This is a genomic window from Ferruginibacter sp., assembly GCF_031430955.1.
In the GTDB taxonomy this organism is placed as follows: Bacteria; Bacteroidota; Bacteroidia; order Chitinophagales; family Chitinophagaceae; genus Ferruginibacter.
The window spans coordinates 1-23,914 of record NZ_JANPCM010000293.1; the positions used below are offsets into that span (position 1 = coordinate 1).

Below are 23,914 nucleotides of genomic sequence, written 5' to 3' on the forward strand. Positions count from 1 at the left end.
ATACAACCAGTTGTATTCAATCATGTAAGGCAGTATTTTTTTAAAGGCCTCCGGCAATACGGCAACATTTGTTTCAAGAACTTGATAGGTGGCTGAACTGAATTTTTTTAAATCATCATTAGTTAAAAATTCTGATGTATCATTTGCTAAAAAATGGTCATACACTACATCTGTAAATGCACCTGAATACAAGCGGTATTGAGGCCTGAAAAATAATTTTATGTTTTGAGTAGCTACGTGGGTATCTGTAAAATTATCTATAGCCCGGTGCAGCTGAATGCCCTTGTGTATGGCGGCATCATATTCGTATTGCTTTTTACCTTTTACAAAATCACTTATCATGTTACCCACCAAAATTTGCGGATGGTTAAAAGAAAGATGGGCATGAGCCAAAAAATTCATTTGCAAAAATTAATTGAATGATAAAGATAACTTTTATAATTAGCCCACTGGTTGTAGAAAACCGCATTTACTTTTTAACACAACAAAAACAAAATTTAGTATTTTATTAAGAAAAAATAGCAAAGGCATTACAGTAAAGGGTTTTGGTTGATTTGAATAAAATTTTTTTTTCATCTTGTTACCACTCGTACATTGTTTAACATAGTTTAACGTTACTGGTAAAGTAATGCTTTCAGTTTATAAAAGCTGTATTTACTTTTGTTTTGTTATTAACCGCTGCTAAGCCATGGCAGTTATTTTAAACCAAAAAAAGTATAGTTATGAAAAAATTAAAAACAATGTTTGCGGCAGTAGCAATTTTGCTTGCCACAAGCGCTTTTGCTTCTCCCGGCCCCGAAAAGATATCCGAAAGGGCGAAAGCAGAATTTGAAAAAAATTTTACCGGTGCATTAAATGTTAACTGGGAAAAAAAGGATGATTTTTATTTTGCTTCATTTAAGCTTAATGAAAAAGAAGTTTCTGCTGCTTACAACGAAAGTGGCGAGCTGCTGGGTGTATCAAGAGTAATTGAAACCAGCCAATTACCCCTTAATGTTTCATTGGCCATTGCAAACAGTTATAAAGATTATACCGTTGCAAATAATGTAAGCGAAATAGTATTTGACGGGCAAACCAATTATTATGTAAATGTTGAAACAAGCCAAAAAGTTTTAAAGCTTAAGTGCAACAGCTACGGCGAATTAACTGTAGAAAGAAAAACAAAAAAATAGTTTGTTAGGGTTTTGGGTTTTTAAAAGCCTCCGTTACAGGAGGCTTTATTATAATTTCTTTTACCGGCCCGAAATACCGGGAACCACGGGTAAACTTTCGTTACCGTTTTCATTCACACTTTGAACAGCAAAAAAATAATTGTCTTTACTAAAGGGTAAAGTAATTGTTGTGCCAGCAGTAAATATTTTTTTTTGCCAAACAGCACTGGTGGTTTCTCTAACCAAAACATAATAACCTTTTATTGCACCAAATTGAGGTTTATTCCAAAAAAGCAAAGTTGTGTTGCTTAATTTTTTTACATCCATTTTTACAGAGTCGGGCATTGGCGGTGCTTTAGAAAGATTGGCAAGGTTTGCCAGGTTCATGGCGGTATTTTTTCTCAGGTATTCATAATCAATATGCTCTTCAAGGTCGCCGTACTTAATATTGTTTTCTGTACGTACGTTTTGGTGCTGTCTTGTATAATTTTCATTCATTTCTGTAAATCTAACAGCTGCAAACCCACGTTGTACATAAGGTGTGTGATCGCCACCACGTAAAAAACGATCATTACGGTAAACCATTACAATTTGCAGGTTATCTACATAACGTTCTCCAATTTCTTTTACGTAGCGGGCCAGCTGCCTCGATTTGCCATCGTTTTCCAACCCGAGATTTCTGATAGCTACGGCATTTTTTTCTGTTTCAAATGCAGGAAGCCCCTCACTAAATACCCTGATTTTTGTATTATCAATAATATTGGTTTCATTACTGTTGTTACTGCCCATAATATCATTGTTTAAAACCGCCTCTATTTTCCAGTTTTCTTTTTTTGCTTTTTCGCTCATATACGCAGCGCCTAACAAACCCTGCTCCTCGCCACTAACAGCCACAAAAATTATTGTAGCCGGAAAAGAATGTGTACTCATTACCCTTGCACATTCAATAACTGCAGCAGTACCGCTTCCATCATCGTTTGCACCTGGCGCATCACCAATACTGTCGGTGGGGCTGGTACGCATATTGTCTAAATGGCCGCTTATAATAAATATGCGTTTATCTAACGGATCTGTGCCTTTAAGTATAGCTACAACATTTCCTAATAGTATTGGCCTGTCCACTCTTCTGCCATCAGCTGATAAAGTAGTTGTATCAATAAAAGCATTTAATCGTCCGGACGAGTGTTTAGCTATTTGCTGAAATTTATGCAGCACCCAGTTTCTTGCAGCGCCAATACCTCTTGCAGTACTGCTTTGGTTACTTAACGTATTCCTGGTACCAAATGCAACTAAAGTTTTAATGTATGATTGTAAGGAATCAGGTGCAACTTCTTTAACCATATTTTCAATTTCTGCATCTCTTTGTATTATAGTTTGAGAAAACAAAGAACAGCTGCAAAAAAGAAAAAACGCTGAGGCGCTAATAAGTAGTTTCATAATTCAAAGTTATTATCTAAATATACAAATAAGCAATCTTAAATATTTTTTATAGTCGAATAAATTAATGCTTGTATTTCTGCAAAACAATAAAATTAAACTGGTAACTTTAAAGTGAGTGGATTTATGCTTGATAACAGGCATTCAAATTATTTTTATATACCATATAATGATAAAAAATGCAGATAACAATAATTTTATTTTGAGATTATTATTTTTATGCTAACTTTACACCTGAACAGATACACTAAATCTGTCGCTTACCTTACAAGATTCGTAATCCGTGCCAAAACCACTGTCGTTCAATATTTCGTGTTAAACCACGTCCCCCCAGACAATATTTGTTAGTAATAACTCTAAAATCACGCAATATGGGAACTAGATTTCTTTTGTTTATTTTTTCAATTTGTTTGTTGTATTGTACTTCCTGTACTACTCCAAGTAAAATAGCTTATTTTGAAAGTGCTAAAGATACTACCTACAGATCTGCTGTTGGTGCAATTGAAGCTCCTATACAAAAAAATGATATTTTAAATATATTTATTAGCAGCTTAAGTAAAACTGCATCTGCCGATTTTAATTCAACCGATAATGGTGTAAAGGGGTACCTTGTAAACAGTGATGGTAATATACAAATGCCTATGCTGGGTAATGTACCGGCAGAAGGACTTACAAAAAAACAACTAAAAGAAAATATTACTAAAACTATTTTATCAAAAAAGCTTTTAATAGAACCAATAGTAGAAATAAGGCACCTGAATTTTGAGGTAACAGTACTGGGCGAAGTGGGGCACCCTACCGTTATAAATGTACCAAGCGAACAAATATCTTTGGTTAAGGCTATTGGGTTGGCAGGAGATCTTACAATTTATGGCAAAAGGGATAATATTTTATTAATCAGGGAAGAAGATGGCAAAAGAATTACTAGGCATATTAATATTAATTCTGTGGATTTTTTAAATTCACCTTACTACTATTTAAAACCCAACGATTTAATTTATGTAGAACCTAACAAAACAAAAATAGCCACTACTAACAGGTCTCAACAGATTATTCCTATTGTATTTAGTAGTATTTCAATTCTTGTACTGGTTTTAGACAGAGTTATAAAATAATTTTTGAAGTTAATATAATGGAAAAAAGCAAACATATCGTTACAGAGGAACATGAATCAAATATGATGGGTCAACAGCTGATCTCGAGGTATTTGCCTTACTGGCCTTTATTTATATTATTTGCACTTTTATCATTGGCTGCTGCTTATGCATATTTACGGTATGCCACACCAATATACCAGGCTACAGCTACTCTTATAATTAAAGATGAAAACAGAGGCGGTGGAGCAGATAAATTTACTCAATCATTAAACTTAATTGAAGCAAAAAAGAATATCGAAAATGAGATGGAGGTTCTTCAGTCCCGTGAATTAATGGAAAAAGTAGTAAAGTCTCTTTATTTATATGCACCTGTAACCCAAGAAGGGAAAATAAAATCAGGGGATGCTTACACATTATCCCCCATTATTATTGAGGCAAAAAATCCCGATTCAATTCAGCCTGCCGAAAAAATAAATTTCACTTATGATAAAAATAATCAGACGGTTACTTTAAATAATACAAATAAATACCCTCTTAACCAGTTTGTAAACACGCCGTATGGCACACTTAAGTTTATACCCAACAAGTATAAAACCGCTTATGAAAATAACCCCCAAAAACAGCTTTATTTTTCTCTTGAGGAAATTAAGCTTGCAGCATCAGGTTATTTAGGCGGCCTTAAAATAGTTCCCAATAAGCAATCTGCTATTGTTGAAATTGTTTATAAAGATCCAATACCACAAAGGGCTGTGGATATAATAAACCAACTTATTAAAACTTATGACCAGGTTTCTATTAATGAAAAAAATTCATCAGCAATAAATTCGCTGGCTTTTGTAAATGAACAACTGAGTGGTTTAGCACATGATTTAGATTCAATAGAAAGAAAAGTACAGCAATTTAAATCTGGCGGTGGGGCTGTGGACATTGGTACACAAGGCGCCTATTTTTTAAAAAGCGTAAGTGAAAATGATCAGAAACTTGGCGAAGTAAATATGAAACTTTCAATGCTCAGTGAAGTTGAAAAATCTGTTGCAGGTAAGCAGAGTGGCGATATGCTTGCTCCATCCACTTTGGGGGTGGATGCTGGCCTTACGGCAATGCTAACCCAATTACAGACTAAACAAATGGAATATGAAAGTATGAAGAAGACTGTTGGAGAAAATAATCCTGCATTAGTTTCTATTGCTGATCAGATTAAGAAATTACAACCAACAATTTTAGAAAATATTCAGAACACCAGGCAAAGTTTGGCAGCCTCTCGCCAAAGTATTGCGGCAGCAAGCGGCGGATACAGTGCCCAGCTATCTGCTGTACCTCAAAAAGAAAAAAAATTATTAGAAATAACACGTGAACATCAAACTAAAATTAATCAATATCAGTTTTTGCTTCAAAAAAAACAGGAGGCTCAAATGACTATTGAATCGGTAGAATCTAACAGCCGGATAGTAGACAGTGCATTGGCAAGTAATTTTCCTGTTAGCCCCAATAGAAAGCTTATATATATTGTAGCAGTTATCGGGGCACTAGGTTTTTGTGTGGCACTTATTACTGTTAAAGATTCCTTTACCGGCAAAATCCGTTACAGAAATGAGATTGAAAAAATGACGGGAATACCTATTATCGGTGAAATTGCTTTTGATAAAACAAAAACCCCTCTGGTAATTGAAAAAGGAACAAGAAGTTTTGTGGCGGAAGAGTTTAGAAAATTAAGGATTTCTTTATCGTTTTTAGGAATAGACTCTTCTCATAAAAAATTATTACTAACTTCCAGTATATCTGGGGAGGGTAAAAGTTTTGTGGCTGCAAATCTTGCTGTAAGTATATCTTTGACCGGGAAAAAAGTTGTGTTGGTTGATTTGGATTTAAATAATCCCACTCTTTCAAAAATATTAAATGTACACTATGAAGATGGGGTAACTGAATTTTTGAATGGCGAAAAAAAGGCAGGGGAAATTATAAATAAAGTTGATACACACGAGAACCTCTACTTTATTTCGGCAGGCAGCTTACCCGAGAACCCAACCGAACTTTTAGCAAATGGAAAAGTAAATTCGTTAATAGATTATTTAGAAAGTAACTTTGATATGGTGGTAATTGATACTTCGCCTGCAGTATTGGTTACAGATGCATATATATTATCTGGTATGTGCGATGCAACCTTATATGTAATAAGACACAACTATACGCCTAAAATGTTAATTAAAAGAATTGATGAAAATAATCAAATCAACCCTATAAATAACGCTGCTATTGTATTTAACGGTGTTAAAACAAGAGGAGTTTTCAAAAACAATTACGGGTATGGTTATGATTATGTTTATGGTAATAAAGAAAGAGGTTCAAAAACAAAAAAAGCATCCTGATAAAATCATCCAATACCATGAAAAATAAAATAACTCAATTTATATTAAGCTGTGACTGAGATTGGCGAAGCCCTGCTTGATTAATAAATTGTTTCCACTGTCCAACCAACCATTTTTTCCAAATATCTGACTAACTATCCACTCCATTATCCGATTAACTGCACTTTTCTAATTTTTAAAAAATGGTTATGCAGAAAAATTGGTACGTATTTTACACCAAACCACAATGTGAGAAGAAAGTTGCCACGTTGTTAACAAAAAAAAGAGTTGAAAATTTTATTCCTTTTGTTTGTACTGAATTACAAAATTCCAGAAGAAATAAAATAGTTCATAAACCGCTCTTTAAATCTTATGTTTTTGTACATGTTACAGAAACCGAAGCAAATTTGCTCAGGCTGTCTGATGGCGTTATTAACCTGCTGTACTGGCTGGGTAAGCCAGCTGTTATTGATGAAACCGAAATAAATGCTATAAGAGAGTTTACTAACGATCATCAAAATATTGATTTAGAGAAACTGACAGTAAACAGCAATGTTATTGAAAGAAGTATTTTCCGCTCTTCGTATGAAATTGAAGGAAATTTACTTGCTGTTAAAAATAAAACAATAAAAATAAACCTTCCATCGTTAGGGTATGCCATGGTAGCCCATCTTAAAGAAGACAGTGTTTTTGGCAGGGAACGAATGGTACAAAATTATACATTAGCTCAGTCATGATGAATTTAGCCGACAAAATTTATATAGCAGGTCATAATGGTTTAGTAGGTTCGGCAATTGTAAGGGCATTAGAACAAAAAGGATTTACAAATCTTTTATACAGAACATCAAAAGAATTAGACCTGCGTAACCAGGCAGCAGTTGACAATTTTTTTACCAACGAAAAACCAAATTTCGTTTTCCTTGCAGCTGGTAAAGTGGGAGGTATTGTTGCAAATAATACCTATCGTGCCGATTTTTTATATGATAACCTGCTTATAGCTGCAAATATTATACATGCATCCCATAAAAACAATGTAAATAAATTACTGTTTTTAGGCAGTTCATGCATTTATCCCAAAATGGCTCCACAACCAATTAAAGAAGAATATCTTTTAACAGGGGCGTTGGAAAATACGAATGAACCTTATGCAATCGCAAAAATTGCTGGTATCAAATTATGTGAAAATTACAGGGAGCAATACGGGGCCAATTATATAAGTGTTATGCCAACAAATCTGTATGGCATAAATGATAATTATCATCCACAAAACTCTCATGTACTTCCGGCACTTATCAGGAGATTTCATGAAGCAAAAATTTCAGATTTAAAGGAAGTAACAATATGGGGCTCGGGTAATCCAAGACGGGAATTTTTATATGCGGATGATTTAGCAGAAGCCTGCCTGTTTTTAATGAACAATTATAATGAAAAAGAAATTGTAAATATAGGTTGCGGCGAAGATATCAGCATTAAGGAGTTAGCCGAAATAGTTAAAGAAGTTATTGGCTACAAAGGCAATTTGAAATTTGATATAACAAAACCCGACGGTACTCCACGTAAATTACTCGATGTATCTAAAATACATACATTAGGATGGCATCATACTACCACTCTTAGAGACGGATTAAAAAAAGCGTACCAGAATTTTTTAACTAAACAACTATTACCTTCATTGGTCTGATAAAGGTATATTTCAAATAAACATAAAAATGAAGACTGCATTAATTACTGGTGTAACCGGACAAGACGGTGCTTACCTGGCTGAACTTCTTTTAGAAAAAGGATATATAGTGCATGGTATTAAAAGACGTTCATCTTTAATAAATACAAGCCGTATTGATCATTTATATCAGGACAGACATGGAAATAAGTTGAGGTTTATGATGCATTACGGCGACATGACAGACAGTACCAATCTTATCCGTATTATTCAGGAAACCCAGCCCGACGAAATATATAACCTTGCGGCAATGAGCCATGTAAAAGTAAGTTTTGATACACCGGAATATACTGCAAATGCAGATGGTGTTGGAACCTTACGATTGATGGAAGCGTTACGTATTTTGGGTATGGAAAAAAGAACACGTATTTACCAGGCATCTACATCTGAATTATATGGATTAGTGCAGGAAGTTCCACAGAGAGAAACAACCCCGTTTTATCCAAGAAGTCCTTATGCCGTTGCAAAATTGTATGCTTACTGGATAGTTGTAAACTACCGGGAAGCATACAATATGTATGCTTGCAATGGTATATTATTTAATCACGAAAGCCCATTACGGGGAGAAACTTTTGTAACACGAAAAATTACAATGGCAGTTGCGGCAATTGCACATGGCTTGCAGGAAACATTGTATTTAGGTAACCTTAATGCTCAAAGGGATTGGGGGCATGCTAAAGATTATGTAGAAGCTATGTGGTTAATATTGCAACAGGAAACGCCAGAAGATTTTGTTATTGCAACAGGCATTACTACAAGTGTAAGGGATTTTATTAAACTTGCCTTCGCAGAAGTTGGTATTCAATTAAATTTTACCGGTGAAGGGGTAGAAGAAAAAGCTACTGTTGCCTCATGTAATAATCCTGCTTATCAACTATCCCTGGGTAAAATAGTTATTGCAGTTGACCCTGCATATTTCCGCCCTACTGAAGTAGAATTATTAATTGGTGATTCTTCAAAAGCAAGAGAAAAATTAGGGTGGAAACCAAAATACGATTTAGCCGGATTGGTTAAAGAAATGGTAGTAAGCGACATTCAAAATATTAAGAAAGCAATAGCACAGGGTAAAGCATAGTCATTTTCATAATCGGGTTAAGTTATATTCCTGTACTATAAATAGTAATCCCCAATTTTTTTGATATAAATCCGGCGCAAAAACTAAAATAAATAATGTTGATAAAAAGGCAGATGGTAACATTGTGGGAATATTTAATTAACTTTTTTACTAAAGGCCACCAGCGTAGCGTACAAGCGAAGAAGAATATTATAGGTTCGTTTTTAATAAAAGGATGCAGCATTCTAATTAGTTTAATTTTAGTTCCATTAACAATTAATTATATTAACCCTGCTCAATATGGTATATGGCTTGCTTTAAGTTCTATGATTGCATGGATATCATTTTTTGACATAGGGTTTACTCATGGGCTAAGAAATAAATTTGCTGCAGCAAAAGCAAAAGGAGATATTAAGCTGGCAAATATATATATCAGCACCACTTATTTTTATGTGGGCCTTATTTTTTTATCGTTATGGATTTTATTATTGTGCGTAAATCAATTTATAAGCTGGCACACCTTATTAAATATACCTGCCGATATGGAAGGCGAAGTGGCCAGGCTTGCAGTAGTAGTAGTTTCATACTTTTGTTTTCAATTTATATTTAGAATAATAATTACTATTCTTATAGCAGATCAAAAACCTGCAATAGGCTCATTGCTTGATATGATGGGCCAGTTTTTCTCATTACTAATAATTTACACTTTAACTAAACTTTCAAAAGGATCTCTTTTAGAACTTGGTTTGGCAAGTTGTATAGCGCCAGCAGTTATACTTGCAGTGGCTAATTTCATTTTCTTTAAAACAAAATATAAACAATTTAAACCCTCAATAAAGTTTGTAAAAAAAGAGTACGCAAAAGACATAATGAGTTTGGGGGTTAAATTTTTTATTCTGCAGATAGCAAGTATCATTCAATTTGAATCGATTTTGTTTTTAATAGCACATTATTTTGGCACAGTGCAGGTAACTGCTTACAATATTGCTTATAAGTATTTTTTCACCCTTCAAATGGGATTTATGATACTGCTGACTCCGCTATGGAGTGGGGTAACAGATGCCTATAACTCAGGCGATAGAGAATGGATAAAAAACGCAGTGAAAAAATATCTTTTAATTTTAGTACCATTTATTTTATTAGGTATTATAATGTTAGCAATTGCAGCAAGAGTTTATGACTTATGGTTAGGGAAAAATGTGGTTCACATCGGTGATAATATTTCATTGCTATGCTTTATTTTTTTTACTACAGGAATGTTTGCCAGTATTTTTATTTCGGTTATTAACGGTATTGGGGCCTTAAAAATTATGCTTTGGGTATCAGTAATCACAACAATTATTTTTTTTACTTTTGCTTCATTATTTATACGAAAATATAATTTAGGGATAGAGGCAATACTGATCGCTTCAATTTTGGCAAATGTGGGTGGTTATATTATAGCACCCATTCAATATTATCAAATTTTTATAAAAAAATCAAAATCCGCAATCTGGTATAAATAAGCAGTTTCTATGAATAAAGTATTAATTTATGGTGGCCTGGGAAATCAAATGTTTCAGTATGCATTAAGTATTGCTTTAAACCAACAAGGAAAAAAAACGCAAATATCATTTTCGAAATTTTTATACGAACACCACCACAACGGGTTTAATTTAGGAGAAGCATTTAATTTAAAGTTACCCTTTCCATTAAATGCACTAAATTTTTTTCTTTTAAAAGGAGGAATGGTCTACAAAAATAAACCGGTGGGTTTTGTATTTAGAAGATTGGTGCCATTATATCATGGCAAAAGATATTCTGTTTATAAAGAATCCCGTGAATTTATTTACGATAACAATTTATTACAACAGCAATCAAGTTTATTAGTGGGTGTATGGCAGGTAGAATCTTATTTTAAAGATGTAAAAGATTTATTAAAAGAAGAATTTGTTTTTAAAAAGCCAACCGATAAAAAAAATATGGAGTTAATTGAAAAGATAAATAACTGCAATTCGGTAAGTATCCATATCAGAAGGGGAGATACACTGGCATCGAATAACCCATTTGGGTTTATTAATTATACAAGTTATTACCATAACGCTTTAGACTATGCTGCAAAAAATATAGAAAAACCACATTATTTTGTATTTTCAGATGATATGCAATGGGTGAAAGAGAATTTAAACATTACCAATTGTACGTATGTAGATAATAATACCGGTAAAAATAGTTATGTAGATATGTATTTAATGAGCCTTTGTAAACATAACCTTATTGCTAACAGTACATTTAGCTGGTGGGCTGCATGGCTTAATAAAAATAAAAATAAAATTGTTGTGATGCCTGAAAAGTGGTTGATGAGAGATTATCATCCTGAAGGAATATTTCCGGAAGAATGGGTTAAGATAAAGCTGGACTAATTTGATTTTTTTGGTAGCAAAGAAGAGTAATTTCTGTTTAAGATATCTTATTGTGAAAATTATTACACTGCAATAAAATATATTTAAAATGTTAAAAAACGTTCTCAATTTATTTGCGGGAAAAAAAAGTATTCAAAAATATTTTGAATTTGCGTATTCAAAAGCCCTTGATGGAATGAATTATGGAAATAGCGGAGAGTATAAAAGCAGCGGGGAAATTGCTGCTGCAGAATATGTAAAAAATAAATTACAAAACACAACTGAAAAAATTACAGTATTTGATGTAGGGGCCAATATAGGTAAATATGCGGTTGAACTGGCAAATGTGTTTTCTAAAGAAAATTGTATTATTTATTCTTTTGAACCTTCTGCTGAAACATATAATGCGATGGCAAAAACTGTTGAATCAAATAAAAAAATAACACCACTCAATTTCGGTTTTGGTAAAGAAGAAGCTATTTTAAAATTATATAGTGATAAAACGCATTCGGGCTTAGCCTCTGTTTACAAAAGAAAGCTGGATCATTTTAACATCGAAATGTCAAAATATGAAGAAATAACTATCTCTACTATTGATAATTTCTGTTTAAAAAACAGTATTGAAAAAATCCATTTTCTTAAGTTAGATATAGAAGGTAATGAGTACAATGCATTGTTGGGGGCTGAAAAAATGTTGAAGGCAAAAAAAATTGACTTTATCCAGTTTGAATTTGGGGGTTGTAATATAGATTCAAGAACTTATTTTCAGGATTTTTGGTATTTATTAAAGGAGGATTATAATTTTTACAGGATAGTAAAAAATGGCTTGCGCCCAATAAAGAATTACAGTGAATCTTTAGAAATTTTTATAACAATAAATTTTTTACTGGAGTTAAAGAAATAAAAAATCATTCCATATAAATTTTGCAGGAACAGCATAAATTAAATGTAAGTAATAATTTAAATTAAAAATGATTAAGGTTGTTCATTTGCAATATTCTGTAGAATCTGCCGGCAGTGCAGCATTAAGGCTGCAAATTGCATTTGGTAAAGTAAATGTTCAATCTAATATTGTTTCGTTGCAACATGGAACAATGGCCGGTCCTTCAATAAAGTACCTTGGAAAAAAAGAAAGGATACTTGCACGTATAGATGAAAAGATTCGCTCTTTTTTTATTAGTAAAACCCATAAAGAATATGGTTTATTTTCTTACCCGCTTTTAGGAACAGATGTTTCTCAACTTTCTGAAATTAAAGATGCAGATTTTATTTACATTCATTGGGTTTTGAATGGTTTTTTAAACTTTAAAAGTATAGAACAAATAGCAAAGCTTAAAAAGCCGGTAATAATTTTCATGCATGATATGTGGGATTTTTCTGGCGGTTGTCACTACAGTTTTGATTGCGAAAAATATAAAACGGGTTGCCACAATTGTCAAATGTTCCCGGGCAATAAAGAAAATGATTTATCGGCAAAGGGTTTTAATAAAAAGAAAAAATTGTATGCTAAATACAATAATCTATATTTTACAGCACCCAGTAAATGGTTGTATAATTGTGCAAAAGAATCTGCATTAACAAAAGATAAACCCGTTTTTTATATTCCCAATTTATTGGATAATACTATTTATAAACCATTTGATAAAAAAATTGCCAGGCAAATATTAAATATTGATCAAAATTGCCGGGTAGTGGCCTTTGGCGCAGTATCAGTAAACAGCCCCTATAAAGGATGGCCGTACTTACAAAAAGCTTTGGAATTATTAAAAGAGGATAATCAATTTGAAAATATAACGGTTTTGATTTTTGGAAGCGGGCACAATAAAGCAATAGCAGATGCAATACCCTTTAAAACGAAATTTATGGGGTATTTAAAGGATGAATATTCTACCGCTTTGGTTTATAATGCAGCAGATGTTTTTGTTGCCCCATCTGTTATGGAAGCATTTGGATATGTAATAATGGAGGCATTATGTTGTGGCACCCCGGTAGTGGGATTTAATGTTGGGGGTATCCCTGATATGGTTAAGCATAAAGAAAATGGATATATAGCAAAATATAAAGATGCAGATGACGTTTGTAACGGTATTAAATTTTGTTTACAAAATAATCTTAAGGGTAATTTGCCGCCAGCATTAGAACCCGGGCTTACAATAACCAAACATTTAGAATTATTTAAACATATACAGCAACAAAAATTAAAGTAATAAATAACCAGTATGATAAAATTTTTTAAAGAAAAAGTATTTCCACAGTCAATATCAAAAAAAGAAGCTACCGATACAGGCATGGCAATGGTATTAATTTGTCTTTTACTTGGATATTTTACCAGGCATAATATTTACTACCTCATATCAATTCCTGTATTAGTTATTAATATGACATTTCCCATGTTTTATTATCCATTTGCAATGATTTGGCTGGGGCTTACCAATTTACTGGGAATGGTAGTGTCAAGAATTTTAATTTCTGTGATTTATATTATAATACTTTTACCAATGGGTGTTATAAGAAGGGCTATGGGAAAAGACAGCTTAAATTTAACTGGATTTAAAAAAGATTCAAAGTCTGTTATGATAGTAAGGGATCATGAGTTTACAGCTAAAGATATAATTAACCCTTTTTAAAAAACTAAAATAAATTAAATATGGAATTTTTACGTGAACTGTGGGCTTTTTTAAAAGTTAGAAAAAAGTTCTGGTTATTACCACTAATTATTGTGCTGTTGATATTCGGCGTATTAATTGTTCTTTCTGCAGGTTCTGCAATAGCACCATTTATTTACACACTTTTTTAATTTAAAAAAATCAGCGTTGGCCACATTTATTTTAGGCATTTCTGCGTACTATCATGATAGTGCAGCAGCCATCATTTGCGATGGAGAAATAATAGCAGCAGCTCATGAGGAGCGCTTTACCCGTAAAAAACATGATCCATCATTTCCACATGAGGCAGTAAAATATGTTTTAAGCGAAGCCGGAATTGAATTTAAAGACCTGGCTGCGGTTTCCTTTTATGATAAACCTTTTATCAAATTTGAAAGGCTGCTTGAAACTTACCATGCCTTTACCCCAAAAGGGTTGAGCAGCTTTCTTACCTCTGTACCTGTTTGGATAAAAGAAAAGCTGTTTATGAAGAAGATGCTTAGAGACGAGTTTAAAAAATTCGGTAAAAGCAAAATCCCAATTTTGTTTCCGGAGCATCACCTTTCTCATGGAGCCAGCGCTTATTATCCTTCCCCTTTTGAGGATGCTGCTATATTAACTATTGATGGTGTGGGAGAATGGTCAACAACAACAATTGGGTATGGTAAAGGAAATACTATAAAGATGCTTAGAGAATTACACTTTCCACACTCATTAGGATTATTGTATTCAGCATTTACTTACTATACCGGCTTTACAGTAAACAGTGGCGAATATAAGTTAATGGGCCTTGCCCCTTATGGTAATCCCGATTCGCCTCAAACAAAAGAATTTAAAGAAAAAACTTTAAAGGTATTGGTAGATGTAAGAGAAGACGGATCAATTTTGCTTAACATGAAATACTTTGATTATGCTACAGGATTAAAAATGACCAATAATAAAAAATGGACAGAACTGTTTGGCATACCACCAAGAAACCCCGAATCTGAAATAAGCCAGGATTATATGAACATGGCTTTAGCTATTCAGCAGATAACCGAAGAGATTGTTATAAAGCTGGCAGCTACTGCAAAAAAGTTAACTAATAGTGATAATCTTGTAATGGCAGGCGGTGTTGCATTAAACTGTGTGGCAAACGGAAAACTTATTGAAACAGGGATATTTAAAAACATCTGGATACAACCTGCTTCGGGTGATGCAGGCGGTGCATTGGGTGCAGCATATTTAGGTTGGTATTTATGGAAAGGAGAAAAAAGAATAGTTAATAAAAATGTTGCTGATGCAATGAAAGGTGCCTACCTGGGGCCGGAGTATGACGATAAAGCGGTAATGGGTATGGTAAGAAAATACAGTGCTCAGTACGATTATTATGAAAATTTTGATGCCCTCACAAAAGTGGTGGCAGCAAAATTAGCAGAAGGCAATGTGGTAGGGTGGTTTCAGGGAAGAATGGAATATGGGCCAAGAGCATTGGGCGGCAGAAGTATTTTAGGCGATGCAAGAAACCCCGAGATGCAGAAAAAAATGAACCTTAAAATAAAGTACCGTGAAGGGTTCAGGCCTTTTGCACCATCTGTTTTGGAAGAAGACGTAAGTGAATATTTTGTACTAGATCAACCATCACCATACATGCTGGTGGTAATGCCTGTACAACCCAAGCACCTTAAACCTTTGCCGGCCAATTACGATTCCCTGCAAATGATGGATCGCCTGTATCACCTTCGCTCAGATATCCCCTCTGTTACACACGTTGATTACTCTGCAAGAATTCAAAGTGTGAGTAAACAAACCAATCCACGGTATTGGAATTTAATAAATGAATTTAAAAACCAAACCGGATACGGCCTGTTAGTAAACTCAAGTTTTAATGTACGTGGAGAACCAATTGTATGCACTCCCGACGATGCATTTAGATGCTTTATGCGTACCGAAATGGATTTTTTAGTAGTGGGTAATTTTGTTTTTGATAAAACAAAGCAGACGAAATTAGTTAATGATACTAACTGGAAAGAAGAATTTAAATTGGATTAATTTTATTTTATGGAAGAAAAAACAGGTACAACTAAGTTTTCAAAAAAAAAGAAAATTAAATTTTTTTTTATAACACTGCTGTTTTTACTAATAGTTGTAATAATTATTTCAGAAATTTTATTGTATTTATTTCATTACGAGTCTTCGTACGATAAGCTGAAAGGCTTTGAACTGAAAAAGGCAAAATGGTGGCAATGTGATTCAGTTTCGGGACCAAGATATGCCGCCAATGAAATTACTAAAGCTGATTCAATTTTTTTTAAATCAATAAACGAAACATGGTATTATAACCGGCTGAAGATGGTAAATAAAGATGGATACCATGATAAAGATGAATTTAATAATATCTCACCGGATAACGATTCGCTAAAAATTCTGTTTGCCGGGGATAGTTTTACGTGGGGCGCTTCTGCAGATGTTGACAGTTCTTACGTTGATGTTTTTGAAAGAGATATCAAAAAAAACTATCCTGCAGTTGTTTGGAATACTGGTATTCCTGCAACTGGTACAAACCATGCACTTTTTGCAACTAAGAAATATCTTCCACTGCAAAAATCCAATTATGTAATCCTGGGTTTTTATGTAGGTAACGATTTTGCCGATAACCTGCTTCCTTTTGACGACTTGGTTTTTTACGATCAGGCTTTCTGTTTTAATTTTTACGATTACGATAAAAATTTTAAACCATTTAAGATTTCAAAAAGAGAGGCAATAAAAAAAGCTACCGGTTCTTACCCAACAGAAGAACTTAATCCATTGCAGAAAATATTTGTTAAAAGCAGGTTAATTCCCTTTGTTTCTAATCTTACAGAAAGAATAGCGAACCGGTTAAGTGGCAGAAAAAAGGAAGTAAATGAGCAGGAGTATAATGTAACTAAGGAATATTTAAATCAACTTAATAATTATGTAAAAGAAAATAATGCCGAATTAATTGTTATGGTTATTCCTGCATGGGATGATATAAAGGAAAAAGAATTCCATTATCTTAATGCAGTTAAAATTTTAAAAGAGTCGTCAATAAAATATGTTGAAACTGTTGATCTTTATTCTGAACAGGACTATTTAAAAAATGGAGGGCATTGGAAAAATAGAGGGCATGTAATAGCCGGGCATGAATTAAGTAAATTCCTTGCACAATATATTACTGATAAACAGCAAAAAAGTTTTAAAAAGAACTGAAGCCTTCTTAAGCTGCTCAAGTAAAGTTACACAACACTAAAAACTCACTTCAATTTTTTTTATTTTTCGTGATTCAAAAAATTCCATTTTTAATAGATAATTCTTTTAATATTACTAAAAAAGAAGAGCAAAGCCTTAATTTTTTTTGGTATGGTTTTACTGTATACACATTATTTTTTGTGCTGTCTGCAACAGAGTCATTTATTAGCCCTGCAGCTTGCCAGGGTTTGCAGGCAATAGGATTTATTGTAATGATTTTTGGCGCATCTGGCCTTATTAAATCTAAAATTGATGATCCTTATTTACAATTGGTTTTCTGGATTTATTTTTTATACTCTGTAAGTATAATTTTCAGAGGTGCCGAATATGATTTTAAATCAATAAAGCTGATGGTTTTTGATGTGTCCTATGGAGCAATGCCCTACTTTGCACCGTTGGTTCTTTTAATACCACGAAAAGTAGGGTTCTATAAAAAAATATTCAATATACTTATAATCCTGGGCATTTTTTTTATCCTTTGCGTAATTTTATTTTATAAAGTTTTACACGATCCTGACCGGCTAAGTTTGATAAGTTTAGGATACATAGAAACTTTTTTTGGCCTGCTGGCGTACCCCGTTAGCTTTTTATTACTTACTTATCTCTACCATAGCGATAAAAAAAGTTTATTAGGTTTGGGGAAAATAAATATCCTTGCATTGGCTGTAATGCTAATTGCACTTTTCTTTTTAATATACAGGGCAAGGCGTGGGTCAATAGCAATGTGCGTTAGTACTCTTGCATGTGTTGGAATGATTTATATATCCACCACAAAAAGAAAAATGCTTATTATTTTAATGTCGGTTATTTTTATTGGGGCGGTTGCTGTTTTTTTTGCCGGCAGAAAAACGCCTGCAATGTTTAATTTTGTTATAGACAGAGGGGATGAAGATACAAGAACAGGTGTAGAAGAATATATGTATGCCGATATGACCACTAATGACTGGATCATTGGAAAAGGAATAAACGGTAAATATTTTTGCCCCATTATAGATAATGTTAATGATGCAACAGGGTACAGGGAAAATATTGAAACAGGATATTTACAAATAATTTTAAAAGGAGGGCTTGTGAGTCTTACACTATTACTTCTAATATTGCTTCCTGCAGTTTATAAAGGGCTTTTTAATTCAAAAAATGTTTTATCTAAAAGCGCAGCCGTGTGGATTTTTTTATGGATAATATATTTAAAACCAATTATCGGTAATACTTTTAGTATGCACTATTTAATAGTTTGGATAGCTGTAGGCATTTGCTATTCAAAGAAGATTAGAAATATGTCTGATATCACAATAAAATCTTATTTACAACGTTCTAACTAACACTAATTTTTGCAGCTCAAAAATTAAGTAATTTGAAAATAAAACAATGTCGTTACCTAAGGTTTTAATTATTGGCCAGCCCTTTACAAATAATAGTGGTGGTGGCATTACGCAGGCAAATTTGTTTAGTGGTTGGGATAAAAATAAAATAGCTGTTGTATGTACCATTCACATGTTTAATAATTTAAACACTGAGCTTTGCAACACGTATTATTTAATTGGAAACAAAGAATATAAATGGGTTTTCCCCTTTAATCTGCTGCAACGTAATGTTATATCTGGAGGTTTAAAAATTGATCAAAAAAATATAAACGAAACCCAGCCGGCTGCTGCCACCAAAGTAGCACTCAGAACAAGAATAATAAATAAATATTTTTATCCTTTTTTAGAATTCGTTGGGCTTTTTCATTGTATTTCTAAAATTACAATGTCCGATACACTTTGTAAATGGATAGATGATTACAAACCAGATGTAATTTATGCACAGGCATCATCAAGAGAAACAGTTTTGTTTTGTTCCTTATTAACTGAATATGCAAAAAAACCCATGGTCTTTCATATGATGGATGACTGGCCAGCTACCATAAGTGAAAAGGGCCCCTTTAAAAATTACTGGGGCAAAAAAATTGATAGTGAATTCAGAATTTTGCTTAACAATGCTTCGGTCTTATTAAGCATAAGCGATTACATGGCGCAGGAATATAAAAACAGGTATGGAAAAGATTTTATCACTTTTCACAATCCGATTGAGATAGAGTTTTGGAAAAGCTGCCAAAGAAAGACTTATAAATTAAACGAAGCACCAGTTCTTTTATACGCTGGCAGAATTGGCCCTGGTATTCAGTCATCGTTAGAAACAATTGCTTTGGCTGTAGATATGGCCAACACAGAACTGGATAAACCGGTACAGTTTATTTTACAAACCGAATTGAAACCAGAGTGGGTTGAAAAATATAAATGTGTAAAGCACAAATCTTTAGTGGCGTACAAGGAGCTGCCAAAAGTTTTTGCGGAAGCAGATTTGTTGATATTACCTTATGACTTTTCAGATGACTCTGTAAAATTCATCAAATATTCAATGCCAACGAAGGCACCTGAATATATGATGAGCGGAACGCCGATAATTGTGTACGCACCTGAGGTAACGGCTATTGTTAAAGATGCAGAAAAAAATAAATGGGCAAAACTTGTTACCGAAAATAATGCTGCTGCACTTGCCGGAGCAGTTAAACATTTATGTATAAATCAAAATGAACGGGAGCAAATTGCACTAAATGCAATATCTATTGCAGAAAATAAATTTAACTCAGTAAATGTTAGAAACCGTTTTAGAGAGACGATCTCTTCAATGGTTAATTAAGCTTATTTATTAAGTTGCAAAAAACATTACAAGGGTTTTACTTATTGCAAATAAAAACCCTGCAGTATTATTAAAATTGAACAATCTATACTTAAAAATTAAATTATGAAAAAGAAAACAGCATTAGTGTGCGGCGCTGGTGGTTTTATTGGCAGCCATTTAGTAAGAAAATTAAAAGAGGATGGCTTTTGGGTACGTGGTGTGGATTTAAAACACCCTGAATTTTCACCAACAGCAGCAGACGAATTCATTATCGGAGATTTGACCGATCCCGGATTATGCAAATTAGTAGTGCAGGGTGGATTAGACGAAGTATACCAGTTAGCAGCAGATATGGGTGGTGCAGGCTATATTTTTACCGGCGAAAACGATGCAAATGTTATGCATAACTCAGCCACAATTAATTTAAACATCTTGGATGCTATGCATAAAGCCGGCGTTAAAAGGGTTTTTTATTCATCATCCGCATGTATGTATCCTGAGCATAACCAAATGGATCCCGATAATCCAAAGTGCAGTGAAGAATCTGCTTATCCTGCTAATCCTGACAGTGAGTATGGATGGGAAAAATTATTTAGCGAACGTTTATTCCTCGCCTATCAGCGTAACCATGGTATAGAAGCCCGTGTGGGAAGATTCCATAATATTTTTGGGCCAGAAGGAACATGGAGGGGAGGAAAAGAAAAATCACCGGCAGCACTTTGCAGAAAAGTTGCAGAAGCAAAAGACGGAGGAACCATAGAAGTGTGGGGTGATGGAAAACAAACCCGTTCGTTCTTATATATTGATGAATGTGTAGAAGGTATTTTAAAATTAACGCACTCAGATTTTAGCGGACCGGTAAATATTGGTTCAGATGAAATGATCTCTATTAACAATCTTGCTGCAATGGTAGCAGATATCTCTGCAAAAAAGATCAATATCAGCAACATCCCCGGGCCATTAGGTGTAAGAGGAAGGAATTCTGACAATAAATTAATTAAAGAAAAATTAAACTGGGCGCCATCCGTACCATTAAAAGTGGGTATAACTAAAACCTATAACTGGATAGCAGAGCAGGTTTCAAAAAATTCTAAATAAAAACCAACTGAAAAAATGAATTTGTTGGTGGTAGATTCAGTTGATTTTCCCTTTGGCGGAGCCCATAGCGCACATGTAAGTTTGCTGATGCAGGGATTAAGAAAAAGCGCTGGAATTGGTTTTCTTGTTATTCCTTATGGCCGTAAAAGAGAAGCCTTGTCTGCAGCAAAAAAAAAGTATGGACATTTCGAAAGTATTCCATATTTTTTTGTAAGAGATAGTAAAGAGATAAAAAAAGGTTTTCGTTTTCTTGATAATTTTATTGCAGTAATAAAAACTGCGGCATTAATTTATAAAAGAAAAAAACAGAAAAAACTAGATGCTGTTATCCTTGGTGGAATTGTTGATATTATAAGGGATCTTCCAATAATTATTTCATGTACTTTATTTAGAATACCGATTTATTTCTGGCTTGTAGAAAAAGCGTCATTAAATGAAGATTACAGGGGTATACCAGGATATTTTAATTATAAAAGCCAGCAGCTTTCAGAGAAAATTTTACCAAAAATTTCTTCAGGGGTAATAGTTATTTCTGAAAGTTTAAAAAAACATTACCTGAGGTATTTACCCGAAAGTAAAATTTTAATCAGCCCAATTCTTGTTTCAGAAGAAAGTTATAAAAGTGTAAGCAGGCAATCTTTTGAAACAGTAAAAGAAAAAATTAAAAAAAGCCTCGAGGGCAAACGATTACTGGTGTACAGCGGTTCTTTTGGGGAAAAAGATGGCATTTTTTATTTGATTGATGCATTTGCAGAAGTAGTAAAAAAATATCCTGATACTGTTTTTGTAATGACGGGTAAAAGCTATGATGAAGTTTTAATGGATAGGATAACCAGCGCTATAAAGAATCATGAACTTGATGATAAAATAAGGTTGGTGGGCTTTGTAAATTCTGATGAACTGTTATGCTATAATACTATGGCGGATCTTCTGTTTGTGTGCAGATCAAATAGTCCTTACGCCAATCATGGATTTCCATGGAAACTAGGAGAGTATTGTATGACGGGTAAACCAATTATTGCAACCAGGGTAAGTGATATAGAAACTTATTTTACTGATAACGAAACCCTTTTTATTGTTGAACCCAACAGCCCTAAAGCAATTGAAGAAAAAGTGGACAGTATTTTCAGCAACTATGATAAAGCACTTGAAGTTGGAAAAAAAAGCAGGGAGACTGCAATTAAATGTTTTGGAAATATTGAAAAGGCAAAAGAAATTATTGAATTTGTAGAAAGAAACAACCCGGTTAAAAAATAAGATAAGTAATATTTAAATTTTAGTACTGGATATTTAAGATTAAAAGCTGATTGCCATATAAGCTTTTAATACATAGAATGAAAAAGAAAAAAGTAGTTTTAATTGGACCTCTACCACCGCCAGCCGGAGGTATAAGTATACACATAAAACGGCTTTCTATACTTCTTGAAAATGATTATGACATTGATTTTATAGATGAAGCTAACCCTGCAAAGGCGGGCTATTTTAATATAAGAAGCTTAAACCTGTTTAAGTACCTGAAAAAAATAATTAATGCAGAGGTAATATATATTCATAGTGGTAACCATATTTTAAGGATGGCTCATGTAATAGCAGGCAAGCTGTTTTTTAAAAAAGTAATTTTAACCCTGCATGCATATCCATTTGACAAAAAAAAAGCAGTAAGATATTTAGAAGAAACCATTTATAAAATGGCCGACAAAATTATACTGGTAAATGCAAATCTGTTTGATAAAATTAATTTACCCAAACAAAAATGCATGGTGCAAAATGCATTTCTTCCACCGGTAATGGAAACAGAACCAGAGCTGCCTGCAGCTGTTATTGAATGGATAAATAGAAGTAAAAACAAAGGCAAAGTGATTTTGTGTGCTAATGCGTGGCAATTGGAAATTTTTAAAAATGAAGATTTGTACGGCTTGGATATTTGTATTGATGCGGTAAATAAGTTAAAAAAAGAGGGTTATCCGGTAAGTTTTATTTTTAACGTAGCCAGTACTGATAAATTAAAAGAGCTGTACCTAAATTATCAGTTAAAGATAAATGAGCTTGGATTAACAGATGATTTTTTATTAATTAATGAAAAATTATCTTTTGTAAAGCTTATAGAAAGAACAGATATAGTTTTAAGGCCAACCAATACCGATGGCGATGCATTAACAGTAAGGGAAGCTTTGTTTTTAGGTAAGCCCGTTGTTGCATCGGATATTGTTGAAAGACCGGCCGGTACAACTCTTTTTAGTACACGTAATGCAGATGATATGGTTACCAAACTTAAATTAATAATAAAAGATAAAACAAAGGCAGGCAGCGAACGCAATAACGAATCGAAAGCAGACTATCATGAATTTTATAAAAATTTAATTGATAATGTGATATACACTACTTGAATTTAACTGACTTATTATTTTGAATAAGCATTTGACGAATTGAAAATAATTTAAAAATAAAATAGTTTTAAATGTGTGGTATAGCGGGAATTTTTTTTAAAAAAAATACAGATGACGGGCTATTAAATAAGTTTCAAGAACTTGTTAAAGTAAAGCAGCATCAACGTGGGCCTGATGAATTTGGTAAGCTGGAAGTTTTACCCAACCTGTATTTTTTTCATAACATGCTTTCTATAATTGATATTGGTAATGCACAGCAGCCCATGCAGGATGACAGAGGGGCTATTACTTATAACGGAGAAGTATATAATTACAGGGATCTTAAATTCAGTTCAGAAACTTATATAAAAAAATCCGACACAGAAGTATTACTAAAAGGCCTGAATGTTGAGTATATAGAATTTCTTAAAAAAACAAACTCGATGTTTGGCTTTGGATATTTTAATAAACAAAACAAGCTTTTAACTTTATGCAGAGACAGAATTGGTATTAAGCCATTATATTTTATAAATACTCCGGAAGTTTTTGCTTTTGCATCTACAATTACACCATTAGCAATTTTTTCAAACAAAAAATTAAATCATAAATGCCTTTGGCAGTTTTATCTTAACAGGGCATTTAAAGCACCCGATACTATTTTTGATGATATTTTTGAATTGCCATCGGGATCTTTTTTAGAATTTAAT

General features: G+C 33.3%; 21 protein-coding genes and 1 pseudogene. 20 read left to right on the forward strand and 2 right to left on the reverse strand.

Going from position 1 to position 23,914, the window contains the following annotated elements:
* Positions 1 to 402, reverse strand: a 402-nt coding sequence (locus ACY65O_RS08255; RefSeq protein WP_462220380.1) for an acyl carrier protein phosphodiesterase, incomplete at its 3' end; no start/stop codon positions are given.
* Between the two features lie 320 nt (positions 403 to 722).
* Between ACY65O_RS08255 and ACY65O_RS08260 the strand changes: the two genes are divergently transcribed.
* Complete coding sequence (locus tag ACY65O_RS08260; protein ID WP_462220381.1) at positions 723 to 1,172, forward strand: hypothetical protein; 450 nt, start codon at positions 723 to 725, stop codon at positions 1,170 to 1,172.
* Positions 1,173 to 1,232: 60 nt separating this feature from the next.
* On the opposite strand, the gene ACY65O_RS08265 is transcribed toward ACY65O_RS08260, so the two are convergent.
* Complete coding sequence (locus tag ACY65O_RS08265; protein ID WP_462220382.1) at positions 1,233 to 2,588, reverse strand: M20/M25/M40 family metallo-hydrolase; 1,356 nt, start codon at positions 2,586 to 2,588, stop codon at positions 1,233 to 1,235.
* A 371-nt stretch (positions 2,589 to 2,959) separates the two neighbouring features.
* On the opposite strand from ACY65O_RS08265, the gene ACY65O_RS08270 reads away from it, so the two are divergent.
* The 19 genes and pseudogenes from ACY65O_RS08270 to ACY65O_RS08360 form a co-directional block, all read left to right on the forward strand.
* Positions 2,960 to 3,703 (forward strand): polysaccharide biosynthesis/export family protein, encoded by a 744-nt coding sequence (locus ACY65O_RS08270; RefSeq protein WP_462220383.1) that lies wholly within the window; start codon positions 2,960 to 2,962, stop codon positions 3,701 to 3,703.
* 17 nt (positions 3,704 to 3,720) lie between these two features.
* Entirely contained in the window at positions 3,721 to 6,051 is a 2,331-nt protein-coding gene (locus ACY65O_RS08275; protein ID WP_462220384.1) for a GumC family protein, read from the forward strand.
* A gap of 188 nt (positions 6,052 to 6,239) precedes the next feature.
* The gene (locus ACY65O_RS08280; protein WP_462220385.1) at positions 6,240 to 6,767 is read left to right on the forward strand and encodes a transcription termination/antitermination NusG family protein; all 528 of its coding nucleotides are present in this window, start codon (positions 6,240 to 6,242) and stop codon (positions 6,765 to 6,767) included.
* Positions 6,764 to 7,711 carry a GDP-L-fucose synthase gene (gene fcl, locus ACY65O_RS08285; RefSeq protein WP_462220386.1) on the forward strand — a complete coding sequence of 316 codons (948 nt, stop codon included), beginning with the start codon at positions 6,764 to 6,766 and terminating at the stop codon, positions 7,709 to 7,711. Before ACY65O_RS08280 ends, fcl begins: the two co-directional genes overlap by 4 nt.
* Positions 7,712 to 7,739: 28 nt before the next feature.
* On the forward strand, positions 7,740 to 8,825 hold the full coding sequence (gene gmd, locus ACY65O_RS08290) for a GDP-mannose 4,6-dehydratase (protein ID WP_462220387.1): 1,086 nt from the start codon (positions 7,740 to 7,742) through the stop codon (positions 8,823 to 8,825).
* Between the two features lie 113 nt (positions 8,826 to 8,938).
* Positions 8,939 to 10,309 (forward strand): lipopolysaccharide biosynthesis protein, encoded by a 1,371-nt coding sequence (locus ACY65O_RS08295; RefSeq protein WP_462220388.1) that lies wholly within the window; start codon positions 8,939 to 8,941, stop codon positions 10,307 to 10,309.
* A gap of 9 nt (positions 10,310 to 10,318) precedes the next feature.
* Positions 10,319 to 11,206: an alpha-1,2-fucosyltransferase gene (locus tag ACY65O_RS08300; RefSeq protein ID WP_462220389.1), complete on the forward strand. Its 888-nt coding sequence runs from the start codon at positions 10,319 to 10,321 to the stop codon at positions 11,204 to 11,206.
* Between the two features lie 88 nt (positions 11,207 to 11,294).
* The gene (locus ACY65O_RS08305) at positions 11,295 to 12,089 is read left to right on the forward strand and encodes an FkbM family methyltransferase (protein ID WP_462220390.1); all 795 of its coding nucleotides are present in this window, start codon (positions 11,295 to 11,297) and stop codon (positions 12,087 to 12,089) included.
* Between the two features lie 67 nt (positions 12,090 to 12,156).
* Positions 12,157 to 13,392 carry a glycosyltransferase gene (locus tag ACY65O_RS08310; RefSeq protein ID WP_462220391.1) on the forward strand — a complete coding sequence of 412 codons (1,236 nt, stop codon included), beginning with the start codon at positions 12,157 to 12,159 and terminating at the stop codon, positions 13,390 to 13,392.
* Positions 13,393 to 13,404: 12 nt separating this feature from the next.
* Positions 13,405 to 13,812, forward strand: coding sequence for an SxtJ family membrane protein (locus ACY65O_RS08315; RefSeq protein WP_462220392.1), 408 nt, complete (start codon positions 13,405 to 13,407; stop codon positions 13,810 to 13,812).
* Between the two features lie 20 nt (positions 13,813 to 13,832).
* Positions 13,833 to 13,982, forward strand: a complete 150-nt coding sequence (locus ACY65O_RS08320) for a DUF5989 family protein (RefSeq protein WP_462220393.1) — start codon at positions 13,833 to 13,835, stop codon at positions 13,980 to 13,982.
* 16 nt (positions 13,983 to 13,998) lie between these two features.
* Entirely contained in the window at positions 13,999 to 15,861 is a 1,863-nt protein-coding gene (locus tag ACY65O_RS08325) for a carbamoyltransferase family protein (RefSeq protein WP_462220394.1), read from the forward strand.
* 9 nt (positions 15,862 to 15,870) lie between these two features.
* A complete protein-coding gene (locus tag ACY65O_RS08330) occupies positions 15,871 to 17,040 on the forward strand; it encodes a hypothetical protein (RefSeq protein ID WP_462220395.1) in 1,170 nt (389 codons plus the stop codon).
* Between the two features lie 68 nt (positions 17,041 to 17,108).
* Complete coding sequence (locus tag ACY65O_RS08335) at positions 17,109 to 18,401, forward strand: hypothetical protein (protein WP_462220396.1); 1,293 nt, start codon at positions 17,109 to 17,111, stop codon at positions 18,399 to 18,401.
* A gap of 46 nt (positions 18,402 to 18,447) precedes the next feature.
* Complete coding sequence (locus ACY65O_RS08340) at positions 18,448 to 19,761, forward strand: glycosyltransferase (protein WP_462220397.1); 1,314 nt, start codon at positions 18,448 to 18,450, stop codon at positions 19,759 to 19,761.
* A 105-nt stretch (positions 19,762 to 19,866) separates the two neighbouring features.
* On the forward strand, positions 19,867 to 20,841 hold the full coding sequence (locus tag ACY65O_RS08345; protein ID WP_462220398.1) for an NAD-dependent epimerase/dehydratase family protein: 975 nt from the start codon (positions 19,867 to 19,869) through the stop codon (positions 20,839 to 20,841).
* Positions 20,842 to 20,868: 27 nt separating this feature from the next.
* Positions 20,869 to 22,098, forward strand: coding sequence for a glycosyltransferase (locus ACY65O_RS08350; RefSeq protein ID WP_462220400.1), 1,230 nt, complete (start codon positions 20,869 to 20,871; stop codon positions 22,096 to 22,098).
* A gap of 77 nt (positions 22,099 to 22,175) precedes the next feature.
* The gene (locus ACY65O_RS08355; RefSeq protein WP_462220399.1) at positions 22,176 to 23,228 is read left to right on the forward strand and encodes a glycosyltransferase; all 1,053 of its coding nucleotides are present in this window, start codon (positions 22,176 to 22,178) and stop codon (positions 23,226 to 23,228) included.
* Between the two features lie 71 nt (positions 23,229 to 23,299).
* Positions 23,300 to 23,914: pseudogene (locus ACY65O_RS08360) on the forward strand (hypothetical protein); the annotation flags it as partial.